Consider the following 18562-nt stretch of genomic DNA (forward strand, 5'->3'; position numbering starts at 1 on the left):
AGCGGGTGGTGACGCGGGGACCTCAAAGCCTAGTCGTGTGGTAGGAGGCACGCGGTGGCCACCGCCGCGACGCCCTCGCCGCGCCCGGTCAGGCCCAGCCCGTCGGTCGTCGTGCCGGACACCGAGACCGGGCCGCCGACCGCCACCGACAGTGCCCGCTCGGCCTCGGTGCGCCGGGTGCCGATCCGGGGCGCGTTGCCGATGACCTGCACCACCGCGTTGCCGACCCGGTAGCCGGCGGCGTCGAGCCGCGACCGGACCTCCGCCAGCAACTCCACGCCGTGCGCGCCCGACCAGCGCGGGTCGCCGGTGCCGAACACCGCGCCGAGGTCGCCGAGGCCGGCGGCCGAGAGCAGCGCGTCGCACAGCGCGTGGGCGGCGACGTCGCCGTCGGAGTGCCCGGCGCAGCCGTCGACACCCTCCCAGCGCAGGCCGGCGATCCAGCACTCGCGGCCGGGCTCGACCGGGTGCACGTCGGTGCCGATGCCGACCCGGGGGGTCACGGCTGGTCCGCCAGCAGCACGCTGGCCACGGTCAGGTCGAACGCGGTGGTGATCGCCATGGCGGCAGGATGCCCTGGCACGGTCGCCGCCGGCAGCCGGGTCCCGGACCGCAGCGCCTCGACGGTGAACCCCCACGGTCCCTGGGCGACCCGCAGGCCGTCGCGGTCGACGGTGGTGGTGATGTCGTCGTGGTCGTCGACCCGCTTGACGGTGTCGGTGACCGGCAGCACCGGGACGACGGGTGTGCTGTTCGCCACGGCGTCGGCCACCGCGCGGATCACCTCGGGCGGGGCGAGTGCCCGCGCGAGGTCGTGCACCAGGACGTACTGGGTGTCCGGGATCTCGGCCAGCGCCGCGTCCAGCGCGCGGGCGACGGGATCGTCGCCGCCGGGGACGAGGCTCGCGTCCAGGCCGGTGAGCGCGGCCCGGACGGCGTCGAGAGCCGTGTCGGGGGCCGCGACGACGACACGCCGGACGCAACCCGCTGCGAGCAGGCCACGTACGGCGTGTACGACGAGGGGAACCCCGTTGACCGGCACGAGTGCCTTGGGGCCCTTGACACCGAGGCGCTCACCCCGCTCGGTGGCGGGGACGAGCGCGACGGTGGTTGCCGTGATTCGGTTGTTGCTCAGGGCGGCTAGACGGATGCCGTGGCGAGGACCTCGTCGAGGATGACCTCGGCCTTGCCCTCGTCCGTGCCCTCGGCCAGCGCCAACTCACTGACCAGGATCTGCCGTGCCTTCGCGAGCATGCGCTTCTCGCCGGCGGACAATCCGCGATCCTTCTCGCGCCGCCAGAGGTCGCGCACCACTTCGGCCACCTTGTTCACGTCGCCCGAGGCGAGCTTCTCGAGGTTGGCCTTGTACCGCCGGGACCAGTTGGTCGGCTCCTCGGTGTGAGGAGCACGCAGAACATCGAAGACTCGGTTGAGACCTTCCTGGCCGACGACATCCCGAACACCCACGATCTCGGCGTTGTCAGCGGGAACGCGTACAGTGAGGTCGCCCTGGGCGACCTTCAGAACGAGGTACTTCTTCTCCTCGCCCTTGATCACCCGGGTTTCGATTGCTTCGATGAGTGCGGCACCGTGGTGCGGGTAGACGACGGTCTCTCCGACCTTGAAAACCATGTGTCCTCTGCCCCTTTCGCTGCCTCCATCTTAACACGGTCGGACGTGGGGGTGTATCCGACCCGCGATCAGTAACCGCAGGTCAGCGGCCACGCGGCGGTTGGTTCTGGGGGTTGACAAATCCGCTCCAGGCATGCTCGACCATCTCTGTTGAGGAATGTGCTGGGTTGTTCGACGGATCCACAGAGGACCGGAAAATGCCGAACCCGCTTGGCGTGTCTGGGAGACCACTCGATCGAGCCGTGCGAGTGTGCCGCTAGTCTTCGCCCTGAGTCACGCCTGCCCGAGGAAGGACCGCGATCGTGAGTCGTTCGACCGGACCGCTGCGCAAGATCGTTCCGGCGCTCGCCGTCGGCCTCTCCGCCGTGCTCGTCGGGTGCAGCTCGGGACAGGTGACCCAGACCGACTCCATCGAGCCGGCGGTCAACGGCAACCGGGGCAATGTCGGCAACATCGCCCTGCGGGACGTGATGATCGCCTTCCCCGAGTTCGGCGACTACAGCGCCGGCGACGACGCGCCGCTGGTTCTCACGATCGTCAACACCGGCACAACCGAGGACGAACTGGTCTCGGTGACCAGCCCGGCCTCGCCCGACGTCCAGGTGCTCGGCGACACCGCCCTGCCCGGCGGGATGTCGCTGCAGGTCGTCGTGCCGGACGACTCGGCGCTCGCCGACACGACCTCCGCCCCCGAGACCACCGAGTCGGCCGACGCCCCGGAGAGCACCGAGGACGCCGACCCGTCCGCTCCCGGCGGCGTGACCGGGACGGCGACCGAGCCAAGCGGGCCGTCGGGCACCGAGACCATCGAGGAGTCCGTCGACACCGAACCCAGCACCGAGCTGGACTTCGGCACGATCGGCATCGTGCTCACCGACCTGGTCGCCGACCTGGAGAACGGCCGCAACGTCCCGGTGACGTTCGTGTTCGCCAAGGCCGGCACGATCACCGTGAACCTGCCGATCGCCTCGCCGACCACCCCGCGTCCGGACCCGGAGGAGGACGGCGGGAGCGGCCACTGAGCCGTTCTGTCGGGCCCCGGCCGTAGGTTGTGGCCGTGGCCAAGAGCACGAAAGCGAACAAGCCGGGGTACCGCTGCGCCGAGTGCGGGCACGAGTCCGCCAAGTGGTTCGGCCGGTGCCAGGAATGCCAGGCCTGGGGCACCCTCGAGGAGATCGGCGTCCCCAACCGGGCGACCATGGCCAGGATCGCCGCCGGCGCGCCCAGCGCCCCGGCGCGGCCGATCGCCGAGGTCGACGTGGAGACCGCGCGGGCCAGGCGGACCGGCGTCTCCGAGCTGGACCGGGTGCTGGGCGGCGGTCTGGTGCCGGGCGCGGTCGTGCTGCTGGCCGGCGAGCCAGGGGTCGGCAAGTCGACCCTGCTGCTGGAGGTCGCCTACCGCTGGGCCGGCTCGGGCAGCACCTCGCTCTACGTCACCGGTGAGGAGTCCGCCGGCCAGGTCCGGCTGCGCGCCGAACGCACCGGCAACGTGCACGACGCCATGTACCTGGCGGCCGAGAGCGACATCGGCGCGGTGTTCGGCCACGTCGACGTCGTCAAACCCGGCCTGCTGGTCGTCGACTCCGTGCAGACGCTGGGCTCGACCGAGGTCGATGGCACCCCCGGCGGCGTGACCCAGGTCCGCGCGGTCACCGCCGCGCTGGTCGCGCTGGCCAAGGAACGCGGCCTGCCGGTCGTGCTGGTGGGCCACGTCACCAAGGACGGCGCCATCGCCGGCCCGCGCGTCCTGGAACACCTGGTCGACGTCGTCCTGCACTTCGAGGGCGACAAGCACACGTCGCTGCGCATGGTGCGCGGCGTCAAGAACCGCTTCGGCCCGGCCGACGAGGTCGGCTGCTTCGAACTGGTCGAGGACGGCATCCTCGGCGTGCCCGACCCGTCGGGCCTGTTCCTCAACCGCCGCGAGACCGGCGTGCCTGGCACGGCCGTCACCGTCGCCGTCGAGGGCAAACGCCCGCTGCCGGGCGAGGTCCAGGCCCTGGTGTCCAAGTCAGCCCTGCCCTCGCCCCGGCGCGCCGTGAGCGGCCTGGACTCCGCGCGGGTGGCGATGGCCCTGGCCGTGCTGGAACGCCGGGGCGGCATCCGCCTGTCCGAGTACGACGTGTTCACCGCCACGGTCGGCGGCATGCGCATCCACGAGCCGACCGCCGACCTGGCGCTGGTGCTGGCGGTGGCCTCGGCGGCCAAGGACATCGCCCTGCCGCCGGACCTGGTGGTCCTCGGCGAGGTCGGCCTGGCCGGTGAGGTCCGCCGCGTGTCGGGCCTGAAGAACCGCCTGGCCGAGGCGGCCCGGCTGGGCTTCACCCGGGCGCTGGTGCCGCCGGACTCCGGCCAGGTCCCGCCGGGCATCGACGTGACGGTCACGCCCAACCTCGGCGCCGCGCTGCGCGCCCTCTACGCCACCGCCGAGGGTTAGGTCTGGGTCAGGGACTCCTGGTTCGCCGGGGCCAGGGCGTCGAGGAACGAGCGGGCCCAGCGGTCGACGTCGTGGGTGAGGACCTGGCGGCGCAGCGCGCGCATGCGGCGCCGGCCCTCGGCCGGGTCGAGCGTCAGGGCGGCGTGCATGGCGTTCTTCACCCCGTCCAGGTCGTGCGGGTTGACCAGGAACGCGCTGGTCAGCTCGGCCGCGGCGCCGGCGAACTCGGAGAGCACGAGCGCGCCGCCCAGGTCGTGGCGGCAGGCGACGTACTCCTTGCAGACCAGGTTCATGCCGTCGCGGACCGGGGTCACCAGCATCACGTCGGCGGCGGAGAAGAACGCCACCAGCTCCTTGCGGTTGATCGACTGGTGCAGGTAGTGCACGACCGGCCGGCCGACCCTGGCGAACTCGCCGTTGATCCGGCTGACGACCTGCTCGATCTCGCCGCGCATCCGCTGGTAGTGCTCGACCCGTTCCCGGCTGGGTGTGGCCAGCTGGACCATGACGACCTCGGACGGGTCGACCCGGCCCTCCTCCAAGAGCTCCTGCAGCGCGTAGAGGCGCAGGTCGATGCCCTTGGTGTAGTCGAGCCGGTCCACCCCGAGGATGATCTTGCGCGGGTTGCCGAGGTCCGCGCGGATCTGTCTGGCGCGCTGGATGACCTCGCGGCTTCTGGCCGTCGTGTCCAGACCCGACGAGTCGATCGAGATCGGGAACGCGCCGACGCGCACCGAGCGGTCGCCGACCTGCACCACACCCGGCCGGGTGCGCACGCCGACCGCGCCCCGGCTGGGCTCCAGGCCGATCAGCCGCCGCGCCAGCCACAGGTAGTTCTGCGCGCCGCCGGGGCGGTGGAAGCCGACCAGGTCGGCGCCCAGCAGGCCGCGGATGATCTCCGCGCGCCACGGCAGCTGCATGAACAGCTCGGTCGGCGGGAACGGGATGTGCAGGAAGAACCCGATCCGCAGGTCCGGGCGCAGGTCACGCAGCATCGCCGGCACCAGTTGCAGCTGGTAGTCCTGCACCCACACCACCGCGCCCGGCGCGGCGATCTGCGCACAGGCCTGCGCGAACCGCTGGTTCACCCGGACGTAGGCGTCCCACCAGCCACGGTCGAACACCGGCGTGGCGACGACGTCGTGGTAGAGCGGCCAGAGGGTGGCGTTGGAGAAACCCTCGTAGTAGTCGCGGACCTCGTCGCTGGTCAGCGTCACCGGGTGCAGCCAGATGCCGTCGTCGGCGAACTTGTCGACCTCGACGTCCGGCACGCCCGGCCAGCCGACCCAGGCGCCGCTGTGCGCGCGCAGGAACGGTTCCAGCGCGCTCACCAGGCCACCGGGACTGTGTTTCCAGCGTTCGGTTCCGTCGGGCAGTCGTTCGAGGTCCACCGGTAGCCGGTTGGCGACCACGAGGAAGTCGGCGCCGCCGCCGTCGGGTAGGTCGGTCGTGCTCTCACTCATCACGCCGCGCGTGCCTCCCTCGAACCCGTGAGCTTCGAGATTAGTCAACCTCGCAGGGTATTGGGTGTTGGCGACGCCGGTGTCACAACAAAGGTGTCACTCCAGTCGTCTCCTGGTCGGACGCAGCGGACCAGCCAGTCGTGGCCCGGAGATCCGCCGCTCCAACCGGCCCAGTCCGTAGCGCACGGGCTGGGCGAGGTACTCGCCGAGGACCACGCCCGCCGCCAGCGCCAGCGCGACCGACGCGGCCACCATCAGTGTCGGCAGACCGGTCAGCGTCCGCTCGATGGCCAGCTCGTACAGGGCGCGGTAGGTCGCCAGACCCGGCAGCAGCGGCACCATCCCGGACACGGCCACCACCAGCGGCGGGATCCGCAGCCGGCGGGAGATCAGGCCGCCGGCGAAGCCGATGGCGGTCGCCGCGATGGCCGAGCCGGCGATCTGGCCGAAGCCGGCCAGCGCCAGCGCGCTGTACCCGCCGGCGCCGGTCGCGCCGGCGATCCCGGCGACCAGCACCGCGCGCGGGGTGGCGTAGCTGGCCAGCGCGAAGCACGCGGCGGCGGCGCCGCCGGCCACGGTTTGCAGCGGCAGCCGCAGCGCCGACGGCGCGATCGGCTCGGCCAGGCCCTGGGAGGGCAGGCCGAGGTTGACCGCGACGTTGAGCGCCAGCACGACCCCGGCGATCAGGCCGGCGGTCATCATCGAGACCTCGATGGTGCGTCCGGCGGCGGTGACGTTGTACCCGGTGATGGCGTCCTGCACGGTCGAGACCAGTGAGAGTCCGGACAGCAGCACGGTGATCGCCGCGGCGACGGCGGCCGTCGGGCGCACCTCGTCGGGCAGGACGCCGCTGGCGACCAGGGCCAGGGCGCCGCCGGTGGCCAGCGCGCCGCCGACGACCTGTTGGAAGAAGAACGGCAGCGCGCGGCGGTTGAGCAGCCGCCCGACCCGGTCGATCAGCGCGGTGATCAGCGCGGCGAACAGCGCCATCACCGGTTCGCCTCCGATCAGCACGGTGATCGCGGCGGCCATGCCGGCGTAGGCGCCGGTGGCGACCCAGCGCGGGTAGGGGTGGGGTGCGGAGGTGATCCGGTTCAGCTCGACGTGTGCCTGGCGCACGGCGATCCGGCCGGCGGTGATGTCCCTCACCAGCTTCTCGACCAGGGCGAGGCGGGTGTAGTCGAGGCTGCGGGTGCGGACCACCCGCAGCGAGGTGATCGGCGGGTGGTCGACGCCCCGGTGACAGGTCACGGTGATCGACGTGAAGATCACGTCGACCTCGCTGTGCGGCAGGCCGTACGCGCTGGCCACGGCGATGATCGTGGCCGTGGCGTCGGCGGCGCCGGCCCCGGAGGACATCTGCACCTCGCCGATCCGGACCGCGAGGTCGAGTACGAAGTGGACGGTCGCCTCGTCCGGCAGTGCCGGACCCTGGACCGCCGGGGGGACCTGCCCGTCGGGTCGTCGTTCCCGGGGGAACCTGGGCTGGTCGTGTGCACGCGCGGACCGGTTCCGCTGCGTGAACCACACCGCTCTCACCTCCACGTTCACGGCGCTTGTCGACAATATCCCTGGGCACATCGAACGGGCGGGCTCCAGTGTTATGGCGTGTGTCAGTGGCGTCGACCACGTGACCTACGATGAGCATCGGCCACCGGGCGTGGTCGTGCCGCTGTAGCTCAATCGGTAGAGCACTCGCCTTGTAAGCGAACGGTTGCGGGTTCAAGTCCTGTCAGCGGCTCGGGGCAGCCAGCACAGACATGACTGAGGGCGTCTCCCCTGCGCGGGGAGACGCCCTCAGTGGTCAGTGGGGTCGGTCAGCGGCGAGCGCCTCGGGTGCGCATCAGGAACAGCAGTGCGCCACCGCCGAGCAGCAGCGTCGCGCCGAGGGCGACCAGCCAGCCGCCGGAGAACCCGGTCTGCGCCAGATCCTCGTGGTCGGCGGCCGGGACGACCGCGGCGGAGGTCGTGGTGGACTCGGTCGGCGTGCCGTCGGTCGTCGTGGGTTCTGACGTCGTGGGCTCGCCCGGCGTGGTGCTCGGCTCGGTGGTCGTGGGCGGCTCGGTGGTCGCGGGCGGGGTGGTCGTGGTCGGGTTCGTCGACACACCGCAGGCGAACCAGTGGCTGATCTGCGCCGGCTTGCCGCTGGGCACCAGCGGGGAGTGCAGGTCCAGCCAGGGCAGGTCGCCGAGAGCGGCGGCGTCGTAACGGTTGTAGGCCGGGCCGCCCTTGACGACCACGCCGACCACGTCGGTGCCGTCGGCGATCGCGGTGATGTCGAGGTAGGTCCCGGAGCCGTCGGTGACGACGGTGAGGTCGGCGGTGGCGATGGCTCGGCTGCCGGGGAACAGCTGGGCGCACTCCTGCGCCTTGGCGTTGCCCTCGTGCGCCGTGGCGCGGTCGTCCCCGGAGACCGGCTGCCGGTCCGGCGCGGCGGACGCGGGACCGCCGAAGGACAGCAGTGTCGCGGCGGCGAACGCCGTGACAGCGATCGATCTGGTCACGGTGAGTAACTTGCTCATGGCGCTTCTCCATCGTGGTGGGGACTCACCGCAGGTTCTACACCAGCGGAAACAGGCCTCGCGTAGCAGGTGACCACTGTGAACGGCCGGTTCCGGATGGTGGACCGTAGCCATCCAAATCCCCCGTTCGGGGTAGATCTGGTGTGACAGGTGTGGTCCTGGGGAAGCCAAGGCCAACGCACGTCCGTCGGGGAACGTGCCAGTCACGCCGGAAAGGGGGCGGTGACTGTGTCCTCAGCACCCGCGCTCGCGGCCATGGACTTCGCACAGGACTTCGGAGATGGCATCTCCAACGCCTGGAACTCGATCGCGACGTTCGTACCCAAGTTCGTCGGGTTCCTGGTGGTCCTGCTGATCGGTTGGATCATCGCGAAGGCCGTCGCCAAGATCGTCGACAAGGTGCTCGAGCGGGTCGGCTTCGACCGCGTCGTCGAGCGCGGCGGCATCAAGCGGATGATGGCCAAGAGCAAGTACGACGCCTCGGACATCCTGTCCAAGCTGATCTACTACGCGATCCTGCTGATCGCGCTGCAGCTGGCGTTCGGCGTGTTCGGCCCGAACCCGGTCAGTGACCTGCTCACCGCCATCGTCGCGTGGCTGCCGAGGGCCGTCGTCGCCATCGTGATCATCGTGGTGGCCGGCGCGATCGCCAGGGCGGTCAAGGACCTGATCACCAACGCCCTGGGCGGCCTGTCCTACGGGCCGATGATCGGCACCATCGCCTCGGTGGCCATCTGGGCACTGGCGGTGATCGCGGCGCTGAACCAGATCGGTGTGGCCACCACGGTCACCACGCCGGTGCTGGTCACCGTGCTCGCCACGATCGGCGGTATCGCGGTGGTCGGTATCGGTGGCGGCATGATCCGCCCGATGCAGAGCCGCTGGGAGCGCTGGATCACCCGGGCCGAGGACGAGGCGCCCAACGCCAAGGCGGCCAGCGACGCGCGTCAGCGCGGCCGGGAGGACGCCGCGCGGGCCGACGCGCCGACCCCGGCGACCGGCACCAGGGCGGCCACCGACGACGCGGTCCGCGCCGGCCGCCGCGGCGGGCCCGGCACGGTGCCGCACAGCGGTCAGGACATGCCGCCCGGGTCGGGGCGCATGCCCCCGCCGCCGGAGACCCGCTGACCACTCCGGACGCGTGATGGTGACGGCCGGTGGCGTACGCGCCCCGGCCGTCGCCGTGCGTGCGGGCTCAGCCGTGCGTGGGGGCTCAGCCGTGCGTGCTGGCTCAGGCCGGGGAGGGCAGGCCGTCGGTCGAGGACGCCGGGCGGCCGGTGCGCAGGTCGTCGGCCAGCGTGCAGACGGCGGCCAGCCGCACACAGATCCAGTCGGCGCGCGACCAGCTCTGTTCGTCGGCCGGCACCCGCAGCTGCTCGCCGCGCTCCCGCACGTGGTCGAGCACGCCCTGGGCGTACCCGGCCAGCAGCACCTGCCGGGCCACGCTCGGACCGGAGTCGACACCGAAGCTCAGGATGTCGCGCACCGCGGCCGCGTGCTGGTCGACCTCGGCCGCCAGTCCCGGCGCGTTCGCGGCCGCCACGAGACCGCCGCCGACCTGCTCGGCCAACCGGTCCAGCAGCCGGTGCGCGGACCGCTCCAGCCGGCGAACCCGCATGTAGATCACCTACCCACTGTCGAGAACCCGGGCGAAAACACCCGGGCGTGTCTAGCACGCCGACGCCCGATGACCCGAGCCGAAGTGGGCGGTCACACAGTCATCACGATGTCGCCACGATGATGTCGAGACCCGCGGTCCAGGTCCGACTCGCTCGTGACACGGCCCCGCCGGGGCCGGTCGGCACGCAGAGGAGAATGACGTGAAGTACTTGCTCATCATGCAGGTCAACCCGGCGGCGCTGGCGGCGCTGACCGAACAGGAGCGGGCGATGATCGGGGAGGGCCACGAGGAGTTCATGCGCCTGACCAAGGAGTCCGGTGAGTTCATCGGCACCCAGGCGCTGGCCGACCCGGCCAACTCGACGACCGTGCGCGGCACCGGCGCCCAGCCGGCCATCACCGACGGCCCGTTCGTCGAGGCCAAGGAGTACATGGGCGGCTTCTACCTGGTCGACTGCGAGAACCAGGAGCGGGCGGTCGAGTTGGCCTCGCTGATCCCGGACACGAGGCTGCCCGACCTCGCCGTCGAGGTGCGGCCGGTGATGTTCTCGGCCGGGTTCGAGGGCTGAGTGGGCACGACCACCGATCGGGTCGAGGACCTGCTGCGCGCCCTCGCGCCGCGGGTCCTCGCCGTGCTCGTGCGCCGGCACGGCCAGTTCGACGCCTGTGAGGACGCCGTCCAGGAGGCGCTGCTGGCGGCCGCGACGAGCTGGCCGGCCGACGGCCTGCCGACCGAGCCGATGGGCTGGCTGGTCACGGTGGCCGGGCGGCGGTTGACCGACCAGTGGCGCAGCGAGTCGGCCCGGCGTCGCCGTGAGGTCACCGTCGCCGTCCAGCAGCCCTACCACGAGCTGATGTCGCCGGACCCGGCCGAGGAGGCCGGCCGGCACACCGACGACACGCTGACGCTGTTGTTCCTGTGCTGCCACCCGGAGGTGTCGGCGCCCTCGCAGCTGGCGTTGACGCTGCGCGCGGTCGGCGGCCTGAGCACCGAGGAGATCGCCAGCGCGTTCCTGGTGCCGGTGTCGACGATGGCCCAGCGGATCAGCCGGGCCAAGCAGCGGATCCGGCAGGCCGGGGCGAGTTTCGTGATGCCGGAGGGTCCGGAGCGCACCGAGCGGCTCGCGGTGGTGCTGCACGTGCTGTACCTGATCTTCAACGAGGGCTACACGGCGACGTCGGGCCCGGACCTGCAGCGCGTCGAGCTGGCCGCCGAGGCGATCCGGCTGACCCGCGAGGTGCGCCGGCTGCTGCCCGAGGACGGCGAGGTCGCCGGCCTGCTGGCGCTGATGCTGCTGACCGACTCGCGCCGCGGGGCGCGGGTGACCGGCGACGGCGCGCTGGTGCCGCTGGCCGAGCAGGACCGGGGGCGGTGGGACCGGGCGCTGATCGCCGAGGGCACCGCGCTGGTGGAGGGGACGCTGGCGACCGCGCCGCTTGGCCCGTACCTGCTGCAGGCGGCGATCGCCGCGGTGCACGCGGAGGCGCCGGGCACCGACGAGACGGACTGGCCGCAGATCCTGGTGCTCTACGGCATCCTCGACCGGCTGGCGCCCAACCCGATGGTGACCCTGAACCGGGCGGTGGCCACGGCGATGGTGCACGGCCCCGAGGCGGGGTTGGCGCTGCTCGACGAGCTGGCGGCCGACCGGCGGCTGGCGGGTCATCACCGGGTGGACGCGGTGCGGGCGCACCTGCTGGAGCGGGCGGGGGAGCATGACCGGGCACAGGAGCACTACCGGCTGGCGGCACGGCGTACCGTCAGTCTGCCCGAGCAGCGCTACCTGGAGGGGAAAGCCGCAGCCATGAGGGTGGGGAAAACCTCAGGTTGATATTGGGGTAAACCCCGTGGTGGCCGGCCCCAGGCGCTCGTAGCGTCGGAATCGGTCTAGTCTCGCGGCGTTATGGGAGTAAGGGGAGTGTCATGAGGCTGAAGGATCGCCTCGCCGGATTGGTTACCCGCTGGTACCTGGCCCGTGCGCAGCGCAAGGGTTTCGACCTGTCGAAGATGGCCATGCTGCCGGACTCGGCACTGATGTCGCTGCGGCGTGATGGTCTCGACCCGGTGCCCGAGCTGGGCGAGGTGCGCGCGCGCGAGCCGGTCAGCCGGGTCGACATCCCGTTCGGGGTGAATGTCTGGTTGGTGAGCGGGTACGAGGAGGCCAAGGCCGTCCTCGGCAACGCCGGGGCGTACAGCAACGACTTCGCCAACCTGGTCGGCAAGGGGGCGTCGGAGACGCACAGTCCCGGCGGTCTCGGTTTCGCCGACCCGCCGGAGCACACCCGGCTGCGCAAACTGCTGACGCCGGAGTTCACCATGAGGCGGCTCTCCCGCCTCACCCCCGGCATCACCGACATCATCGAGCAACGCCTGGACGCCATGGCGGCGGTCGACGGCCCGGTCGACCTGGTGGAGGAGTTCGCCCTGCCGATCCCGTCGCTGGTCATCTGCGACCTGCTCGGCGTCCCCTACGAGGACCGGGGCGACTTCCAACGCCTGTCGATGGCCCGCTTCGACCTGTTCGGCGGGGCGACCGCGTCCCTGGGCGCCATCAGCGAGTCCCTCGACTACCTCCGCGACGTCGTGAAGAAGCAGCGCGACCACCCCGGCGACGGCCTCCTGGGCATGATCATCCAGGAACACGGCGACCAGGTCGACGACAACGAACTGGCGGGCCTGGCCGACGGCGTCCTCACCGGCGGCTTCGAGACCACGGCCAGCATGCTCGCCCTGGGCGCGCTGGTTCTCCTGCAGGACAAGGAATCCTTCCAACTCGTCCACGACGACGACGCGGCGATCCACAACTTCGTCGAGGAACTCCTGCGTTACCTGACGGTCGTCCAGGTGGCGTTCCCCCGGTTCGCCCGCGAGGACCTGGTAGTGGCCGGCAAGCAGATCTCCGCCGGCGACGTCGTGATCGTGTCCCTGGCGGGAGCCGACCGCGACCCGAAGCTGGGTTCTGATCTGGAGACCGTCGTTCCCACGCGTGCCGCCACGTCGCATCTGGCGTTCGGGTACGGGGTGCACCGGTGCATCGGGGCCGAACTGGCCCGGATGGAGTTGCGGGCGGCCTATCCGGCGCTGGTCCGCAGGTTCCCGAACCTGCGGTTGGCTGACGAGGATCTCAACTACCGCAGGGCATCCATTGTGTACGGCCTGGACCGGTTACCTGTTTTACTTGACTGATCCCGGATGTGGCGAACTCCGAGCGACAGCCGTGACCACGGCACGGACGCAGGCGCGGACCCCATCGCTGAAGACCCGAGCAGACCACCAGCCACCACCTGTTCCGGCTCCACAACAGGTTCGGGTCGGTGGCGGGCCTCAGGGGGCAGGGCGCCAGCCCCGCCCCCTGAGCCCTGCGGCTCACGGGACCCCAGGCAGCGCGGAGGCACAACCCACAGACCTCACGTCAAACAGAACTCGTTGCCCTCGACGTCCCGCATGATGATGATCGACTCGTTGACCTCGTCAGCCGGTAGCAGCTCAACCCGCGTGCCTCCCAACGCGACCAACCGCGCGCACTCGGCCTCCAACGCCGCCACCCGCTCCGCGCCCACCAACTCACGCGCCACCCGCACGTCAAGATGCACCCGGTTCTTCACGACCTTCCCCTCAGGGACGCGTTGGAAGTACAACCGGGGCCCCACCCCATCAGGGTCGGCACACGCCGCCCACCCGTCGGCGGCCGACGGCGTCGAGTAGCCCAACACCTCGCTCCAGAACCGTGCCACCGTCTCGGGCTCCGCGCAGTCGAACGTGACCTGAACCTGCCTCACCATGGCTAGCATCCAATCATGTGCCGCTACGCGGAAACGCCCTACAAGGTCCACTACGTGTGCACCCGGTGCCGGCGCAGCCACAAGTACGCCTGGGACGGTGCCGAGCACCTCTGCACATCCTGTCGCCGGCCGATGACGTTCGCCGGCCATGACTTCGCGGCTCCTCGGCGGCTCGACGACTCCGGCTGGCGGGCCGTGGCAGCGGTCCTGGCGGCCGGGTTGCGGTACGAGGGGTTCGAGCCGTGCGGCTGCGGGCAGGACCCGAAGTTCCGGCCACGGACCGCCGCCCAGGTGCGTGCGCGGCAACGGGTCGGGCGTCGGCGCGGGTTGTCCGAGGCGGAGGCGTTGGCGGCGACGGATCCGTACGCGGGCTAGCCGCGGGCTAGCCGGACTCGACCTGGGCGACCAGCCGGCGCCGGGGCAGGAACGGCTGACGGTCCCTGGCCACCAACTGCTTGGACAGCGGGGACCTCAACAGGATCTCGACAATGATCAGTGACAGTGCGTACACCGCGAGCAACAACAGCGGCACCCGGATCAGCGTGTACGGGATCACCGAGAACAGGGTTGGGGTGAACCACTGCCCCAGTAACCAGATCGCCAACGGATGCGTGGCGTACACGCCGAACGCGCGCACCGATCCGGCGTCGACGACCTTCGCCAGGAAGTCCTCGTCCTGGCGGCGGTTCAGCCACACGGTGCCGATCACGTACAGCGCCAGGATCATCGCCAGGGACGGGACGATCTCGCTGGGGTGCATGGCCATGGCCGCGTACGCGGGCGAGGCCCCCAGTTCGTAGACGCGCACGTAGTAGATCAGCACGGTCGCCACCAGGCCGGCGGTCGCGACCGCGCCGAGCAACACCAGGTGGGACCGCACCCACGCGTGCATCCGCTCGTAGTGCACGGCCGCGAGCGCCCCCAGGATCGCGAAGCCGATGTACATCGGCAGCAGCGTGAAGCTGCGGCCCCAGAACATCCAGCCCACCCAGCCCGCCGGCGCCGGCACGAACGCCACCAGGCACATGTAGCCCACCTGCAACGCCCAGGCACCGACCATCAACAGCCCGTGACGGCCCTCGGTGCGGCGCACGATCCAGCGCAGCACCGGGAACAGCAGGTAGATCTGCATCGAGATCAGCAGGAAGTACAGGTGGAACCAGCTCGACCCGTAGACGACGTTGTGCAGCACCCACTTCGCCGTCTCGACCGTGCCGCGCCACTCGGTCGTCGCGACGATCAACCCCAGGTACACGCCCGACCACAGCAGGTAGGGCAGCACGACCTGGCCGAAGCGCCGGCGGTAGAACGGCAGCACACCCTCGTCGCGGCGGTAGTAGCCGAGGAACAGCACGAAGCCGGTGATGGCGACGAACGCGTATCTCGTGTAGTGCATGAAGTAGGCGAGCCCGCCGCCAGGAACCTGGCGCAGGGTCACCACGGTTCCCACCGTGTGGATCAGCACGACGCAGGCGAAGGTGATCACCCGCATGAGATCGATGTGGTACTTGCGCGGCCGCGATACCACCCGCGGTGTCGTCATGACTATTCCTGCCGTTGGGGACACGGGTGCCTGTCTCGGTCACGATCACACGGCAGCCGCCGGGGATCGTCGTCGTTGACGGGCGATACAGTTCGGCTCTGCCGCAGTGTGCCAGCCTCAGGTGACGTGCTCGAGCACACACCCCTTGCGAGAGAGTCGAACGACCGTGACCGTTGAACCCCTGCGCGAAAGCCGAGGGACGCGCCATGACCGCTGAGGCCCTCCCAGCCGAGTTGCGGCGTGCCATCGTCCAGATCGCACGCACGCCCCGGCTGCTGGTCGCCTGTGACTATGACGGAACGCTTGCGCCGATCGTGGAGAACCCCGAGCAGGCCAGACCGATGAACGAGTCGGTCGGCGCGCTGCGTTCGTTGGCCGGGCTGCACGAGACCACCACCGCGGTGATCTCCGGCAGAGCCCTGCGCGACCTGGCCACGCTCTCCCGCCTGCCGTCCGAGGTGCACCTGGTCGGCAGCCACGGCTCCGAGTTCGACGTCGGTTTCGTGCACGCGCTGGACACCGAGGCCCGCGACCTGCACCGCCGGATCGAGGCCGAGCTGTCGCGGATCGTCGACGGCGCCGAGGGGGTGTCGCTGGAGGTCAAGCCGGCGAGCATCGCCATGCACACCCGGCGGGCCGACCGCGAGACCGGCGAGCGGGTCAGTGAGGCGGTCCGTTCCGGCCCGTGCACCTGGGACGGCGTGCAGGTGACCGAGGGCAAGGAAGTCATCGAGCTGGCGGTGGTGCAGACCGACAAGGGCAAGGCGCTGGACATCCTGCGCCACCAGGTCGGCGCGACGGCCGCGGTGTTCGTCGGCGACGACGTCACCGACGAGAAGGCGTTCGCCCGGCTCGCCGGCCCCGACCTGGGGGTCAAGGTCGGCCAGGGGGACAGCCTCGCCGGTTTCCGGATCGCCGACCCGGCCGAGGTCGCCATGGTCCTGGCGTTCCTGCTGGAGGAACGGCGTAACTGGCTCTACGGCGACCAGGCCCCGCCGATCGAGCGGCTGACCATGCTCGCCAGCGAACGCTCGGTCGCGCTGCTGACCCCGGACGCGCGGCTGACCTGGCTGTGTCACCCTGAGCCCGACTCGGCGGCGGTGTTCGCCGACCTGCTCGGCGGGCCGTCGGCCGGCAACTTCTCCATCGGCCCGGAGCGCAACGGCCTTCCGCTGGGCCAGCGCTACCTGTCCGGCTCGATGACCGTGGAGACCCGCTGGTCGGGTCTGCTGGTCACCGACTACCTCGACCACTACTCCTTCCCGCACCGCACCGACCTGGTGCGGGTGATCTCGGGGACCGCGCCGGCGGTCGTCGAGTTCGCGCCCCGGCCGGAGTTCGCCCAGGTCCAGGTGCGGCTGATCCAGTCGCCGGAGGGCCTGCGGGTGCTCGGCACGTCCGACCCGGTGGCCCTGCGCGCGCCGGGCATCATCTGGGAGATCACCTCCGACGGCATGCACGACACCGCCCGCGCGGTCGTGACGCCGACGGCCGAGCGGCCGATCGTCCTGGAGTTGCGCTGCGGCACCAACGACCTCGGCCCGCACGAGCTGCCGGAGGCCGAGCGGGCCGCCCGCTCGGCGGCGTACTGGACCGAGTGGCTCGACGGGCTGACCCTGCCGCCGGTGGAGAAGGACCTGGTGGCGCGCTCGGCGCTGACGCTGCGCGGCCTGTGCCACTCGGAGACCGGCGCGATCATGGCGGCGGCCACCACGTCGCTGCCCGAGGAACTGGGCGGCATCCGCAACTGGGACTACCGCTACTGCTGGCTGCGTGACGGCGCGATGACCGCCAAGGCGCTGGTCTCGGTCGGGTCGACCGCCGAGGCCGAGGGGTTCCTGACCTGGCTGCACGGCGTGCTCGCCACCCTGCCCGGCCCGGAGCTGCTGCACCCGCTGTACACGATCGCCGGCACGACGCTGCCGGCCGAGGCCGTGATCGACACGCTGCCCGGGTACGCCGGGTCGCGGCCGGTGCGGGTGGGCAACCTGGCCAACCAGCAGGTCCAGCTGGACGTGTTCGGCCCGGTCGTCGATCTGGTGGCGGCGCTGTCGGAGGCGCGCGGCAAGCTCACCGACGACGACTGGCGGATGGTGTGCGCGATGGCCGAGGCCGTCGCCCGCCGCTGGCACGAGCCCGACCACGGCATCTGGGAGGAGCGGCACCGCCCGCGCCACCACGTGTACTCGAAGGTCATGTGCTGGCTGACGATCGACCGGGCGGTGCGGCTGGCCGAGGCCTACGACCGTGACGTCGATCCGACCTGGCCGGTGCTGCGCGACCAGATCGCGCAGGACGTGCTGACCAAGGGCTGGAACGACCAGGTCCGCTCGTTCACCACCGCCTACGACGGCACCGACCTGGACGCCGCGACCCTGCTGATCGGCATGGTCGGGCTGCTCGACCCGAGCGACGAGCGGTTCCACGCGACGGTCACCGCGACCGAGGCGGAGCTGCGCAGCGGCTCGACGGTCTACCGCTACCACCGCGACGACGGCCTGCCGGGCAACGAGGGCGGCTTCCACCTGTGCGCGGCGTGGATGATCGAGGCGTACCTGCTGACCGGGCGGCGTACCGAGGCGGAGGACCTGTTCGCGCAGATCGTGGACGCCGCGGGCCCGACAGGTCTGCTGCCCGAGGAGTACGACCCGGTGGCCGAGCGTTCGCTGGGCAACCACCCGCAGGCCTACTCCCACCTTGGCCTGATCCGCTGCGCCCAGCTGTTGTCGCGCTAGCCGGGGTCCGGGCCGTCCGTGGTGGGCGGCCCGGCCCGGCGGCGGTCCCGTTTGCCGCGGGCGATCTCGGTGGCCAGCGCGTCCAGGTGCGGGGTCCAGAAGCGGCGGAAGGTCGCCAGCCACTGGTCGGCCTCGCGGAGCGGGGCCGGGTCGACGGCGTAGAGCCGACGGGTGCCCTCGGCGCGGACGCGGGCGAAGCCGTGTTCGCGCAGGACCTTGAGGTGTTGGGACACGGCGGGCTGGGTGATGCCGAACTCGGCGCGCACCACGGACGTCACCTCGCCGGCCGCCAGCTCGCCGTCGGCGAGGAGTTCGAGGATCCGGCGACGGACCGGGTCACCGAGGACGTCGAACGCGTGCACGTCCGCAACGGTAACGGGCGACTCTTATATAAGTCAAAGATGAAACAGGGGGTCGTCCAGGGTCGCCGAGCTGGCCTTGAGCGGAGTTCGAGACGGGCGCGATGTCATGACCGGGCGAGACTCGACCCGCTGGAAGGAATGGCATGCCCGTCACACACGCCGCGACCCTCGTCGACCTGCTGGGGGAGCGGGCCGGGGAGTCGGCGAAGACCGGCTTCGAGTACGTCGACCGCACCGGCACCCGCAGCCTGAGCTACCCCGACCTGGACGCCCGCGCCCGCACCATCGGCGCGACCCTGACCGACCGTGGCCTCGCCGGCCAGCGGATCCTCGTCCTGCTGCCCGCCGGGCTCGACCACGTCGCCGTCCTGCTCGGCTGCCTCTACGCCGGCGCGGTGGCCGTCCCGCTGCCCCCGCTGCCGGCCGGTCGGCCGCCGGCGGCGCGGCGGGCGGTGCTGGCCGACG

Annotated in this window: 19 protein-coding genes and 1 tRNA gene; 10 read left to right on the forward strand and 10 right to left on the reverse strand. The window is 71.3% G+C overall.

Going from position 1 to position 18562, the window contains the following annotated elements; translation table 11 throughout:
- Window positions 1-29: 29 nt before the first annotated feature.
- From ispF to BLA60_RS26320, 3 genes are read right to left on the reverse strand one after another with little or no spacing between them, the layout of a single operon-like run.
- Window positions 30-503 carry a 2-C-methyl-D-erythritol 2,4-cyclodiphosphate synthase gene (ispF, locus tag BLA60_RS26310; RefSeq protein WP_075135672.1) on the reverse strand — a complete coding sequence of 158 codons (474 nt, stop codon included), beginning with the start codon at window positions 501-503 and terminating at the stop codon, window positions 30-32.
- Window positions 500-1120, reverse strand: coding sequence for an IspD/TarI family cytidylyltransferase (locus BLA60_RS26315; protein ID WP_075135673.1), 621 nt, complete (start codon window positions 1118-1120; stop codon window positions 500-502). The genes ispF and BLA60_RS26315 overlap by 4 nt, the downstream gene beginning before the upstream one ends.
- Window positions 1121-1140: 20 nt before the next feature.
- Window positions 1141-1632: a CarD family transcriptional regulator gene (locus tag BLA60_RS26320; protein ID WP_075129788.1), complete on the reverse strand. Its 492-nt coding sequence runs from the start codon at window positions 1630-1632 to the stop codon at window positions 1141-1143.
- 302 nt (window positions 1633-1934) lie between these two features.
- Here BLA60_RS26320 and BLA60_RS26325 point away from each other — a divergent pair, with 302 nt between their 5' ends.
- Together BLA60_RS26325 and radA are read left to right on the forward strand one after the other, a co-directional pair.
- On the forward strand, window positions 1935-2654 hold the full coding sequence (locus BLA60_RS26325) for a copper chaperone PCu(A)C domain-containing protein (protein WP_084735276.1): 720 nt from the start codon (window positions 1935-1937) through the stop codon (window positions 2652-2654).
- A gap of 35 nt (window positions 2655-2689) precedes the next feature.
- Window positions 2690-4069 (forward strand): DNA repair protein RadA, encoded by a 1380-nt coding sequence (gene radA / locus BLA60_RS26330; protein WP_075135705.1) that lies wholly within the window; start codon window positions 2690-2692, stop codon window positions 4067-4069.
- Here radA and BLA60_RS26335 read toward each other — a convergent pair.
- A complete protein-coding gene (locus BLA60_RS26335; RefSeq protein ID WP_075135674.1) occupies window positions 4066-5532 on the reverse strand; it encodes an alpha,alpha-trehalose-phosphate synthase (UDP-forming) in 1467 nt (488 codons plus the stop codon). The two genes, radA and BLA60_RS26335, sit on opposite strands and share 4 nt — an antisense overlap.
- A gap of 96 nt (window positions 5533-5628) precedes the next feature.
- Window positions 5629-7062 (reverse strand): threonine/serine exporter family protein, encoded by a 1434-nt coding sequence (locus BLA60_RS26340; protein WP_075135706.1) that lies wholly within the window; start codon window positions 7060-7062, stop codon window positions 5629-5631.
- A gap of 138 nt (window positions 7063-7200) precedes the next feature.
- On the opposite strand from BLA60_RS26340, the gene BLA60_RS26345 reads away from it, so the two are divergent.
- Window positions 7201-7273: transfer RNA gene (locus BLA60_RS26345), tRNA-Thr, on the forward strand.
- Between the two features lie 76 nt (window positions 7274-7349).
- Here the strand turns inward: BLA60_RS26345 and BLA60_RS26350 are convergent.
- On the reverse strand, window positions 7350-8054 hold the full coding sequence (locus BLA60_RS26350) for an LPXTG cell wall anchor domain-containing protein (RefSeq protein ID WP_075135675.1): 705 nt from the start codon (window positions 8052-8054) through the stop codon (window positions 7350-7352).
- 255 nt (window positions 8055-8309) lie between these two features.
- Here BLA60_RS26350 and BLA60_RS26355 point away from each other — a divergent pair, with 255 nt between their 5' ends.
- Window positions 8310-9182, forward strand: coding sequence for a mechanosensitive ion channel family protein (locus BLA60_RS26355; RefSeq protein ID WP_075135676.1), 873 nt, complete (start codon window positions 8310-8312; stop codon window positions 9180-9182).
- 103 nt (window positions 9183-9285) lie between these two features.
- Here BLA60_RS26355 and BLA60_RS26360 read toward each other — a convergent pair whose 3' ends face one another.
- Window positions 9286-9672 (reverse strand): DUF6401 family natural product biosynthesis protein, encoded by a 387-nt coding sequence (locus BLA60_RS26360; RefSeq protein ID WP_075135707.1) that lies wholly within the window; start codon window positions 9670-9672, stop codon window positions 9286-9288.
- A 202-nt stretch (window positions 9673-9874) separates the two neighbouring features.
- On the opposite strand from BLA60_RS26360, the gene BLA60_RS26365 reads away from it, so the two are divergent.
- The 3 genes from BLA60_RS26365 (at window position 9875) to BLA60_RS26375 (ending at window position 12861) form a co-directional block, all read left to right on the forward strand.
- The gene (locus BLA60_RS26365) at window positions 9875-10243 is read left to right on the forward strand and encodes a YciI family protein (RefSeq protein ID WP_075135677.1); all 369 of its coding nucleotides are present in this window, start codon (window positions 9875-9877) and stop codon (window positions 10241-10243) included.
- On the forward strand, window positions 10244-11506 hold the full coding sequence (locus tag BLA60_RS26370; RefSeq protein WP_075135678.1) for an RNA polymerase sigma factor: 1263 nt from the start codon (window positions 10244-10246) through the stop codon (window positions 11504-11506). It begins immediately after the preceding gene.
- A 92-nt stretch (window positions 11507-11598) separates the two neighbouring features.
- The gene (locus tag BLA60_RS26375; protein WP_075135679.1) at window positions 11599-12861 is read left to right on the forward strand and encodes a cytochrome P450; all 1263 of its coding nucleotides are present in this window, start codon (window positions 11599-11601) and stop codon (window positions 12859-12861) included.
- 221 nt (window positions 12862-13082) lie between these two features.
- Here the strand turns inward: BLA60_RS26375 and BLA60_RS26380 are convergent, their stop codons facing one another.
- The gene (locus BLA60_RS26380) at window positions 13083-13466 is read right to left on the reverse strand and encodes a VOC family protein (RefSeq protein WP_154814594.1); all 384 of its coding nucleotides are present in this window, start codon (window positions 13464-13466) and stop codon (window positions 13083-13085) included.
- A 6-nt stretch (window positions 13467-13472) separates the two neighbouring features.
- Here BLA60_RS26380 and BLA60_RS26385 point away from each other — a divergent pair, with 6 nt between their 5' ends.
- Complete coding sequence (locus BLA60_RS26385; protein WP_211288849.1) at window positions 13473-13832, forward strand: hypothetical protein; 360 nt, start codon at window positions 13473-13475, stop codon at window positions 13830-13832.
- Window positions 13833-13839: 7 nt separating this feature from the next.
- On the opposite strand, the gene BLA60_RS26390 is transcribed toward BLA60_RS26385, so the two are convergent.
- The gene (locus BLA60_RS26390) at window positions 13840-15000 is read right to left on the reverse strand and encodes an acyltransferase (RefSeq protein ID WP_075135680.1); all 1161 of its coding nucleotides are present in this window, start codon (window positions 14998-15000) and stop codon (window positions 13840-13842) included.
- 206 nt (window positions 15001-15206) lie between these two features.
- Between BLA60_RS26390 and otsB the strand changes: the two genes are divergently transcribed.
- On the forward strand, window positions 15207-17735 hold the full coding sequence (otsB, locus tag BLA60_RS26395) for a trehalose-phosphatase (protein ID WP_075135681.1): 2529 nt from the start codon (window positions 15207-15209) through the stop codon (window positions 17733-17735).
- Here otsB and BLA60_RS26400 read toward each other — a convergent pair.
- Window positions 17732-18097 (reverse strand): ArsR/SmtB family transcription factor, encoded by a 366-nt coding sequence (locus BLA60_RS26400; RefSeq protein WP_075135682.1) that lies wholly within the window; start codon window positions 18095-18097, stop codon window positions 17732-17734. The genes otsB and BLA60_RS26400 overlap by 4 nt on opposite strands.
- Before the next feature lie 143 nt (window positions 18098-18240).
- On the opposite strand from BLA60_RS26400, the gene BLA60_RS26405 reads away from it, so the two are divergent.
- The coding region (locus BLA60_RS26405; RefSeq protein ID WP_154814596.1) for an AMP-binding protein at window positions 18241-18562 on the forward strand (322 nt) is incomplete at its 3' end.

Source organism: Actinophytocola xinjiangensis (genome assembly GCF_001921215.1).
Classification (GTDB): domain Bacteria; phylum Actinomycetota; class Actinomycetes; order Mycobacteriales; family Pseudonocardiaceae; genus Actinophytocola; species Actinophytocola xinjiangensis.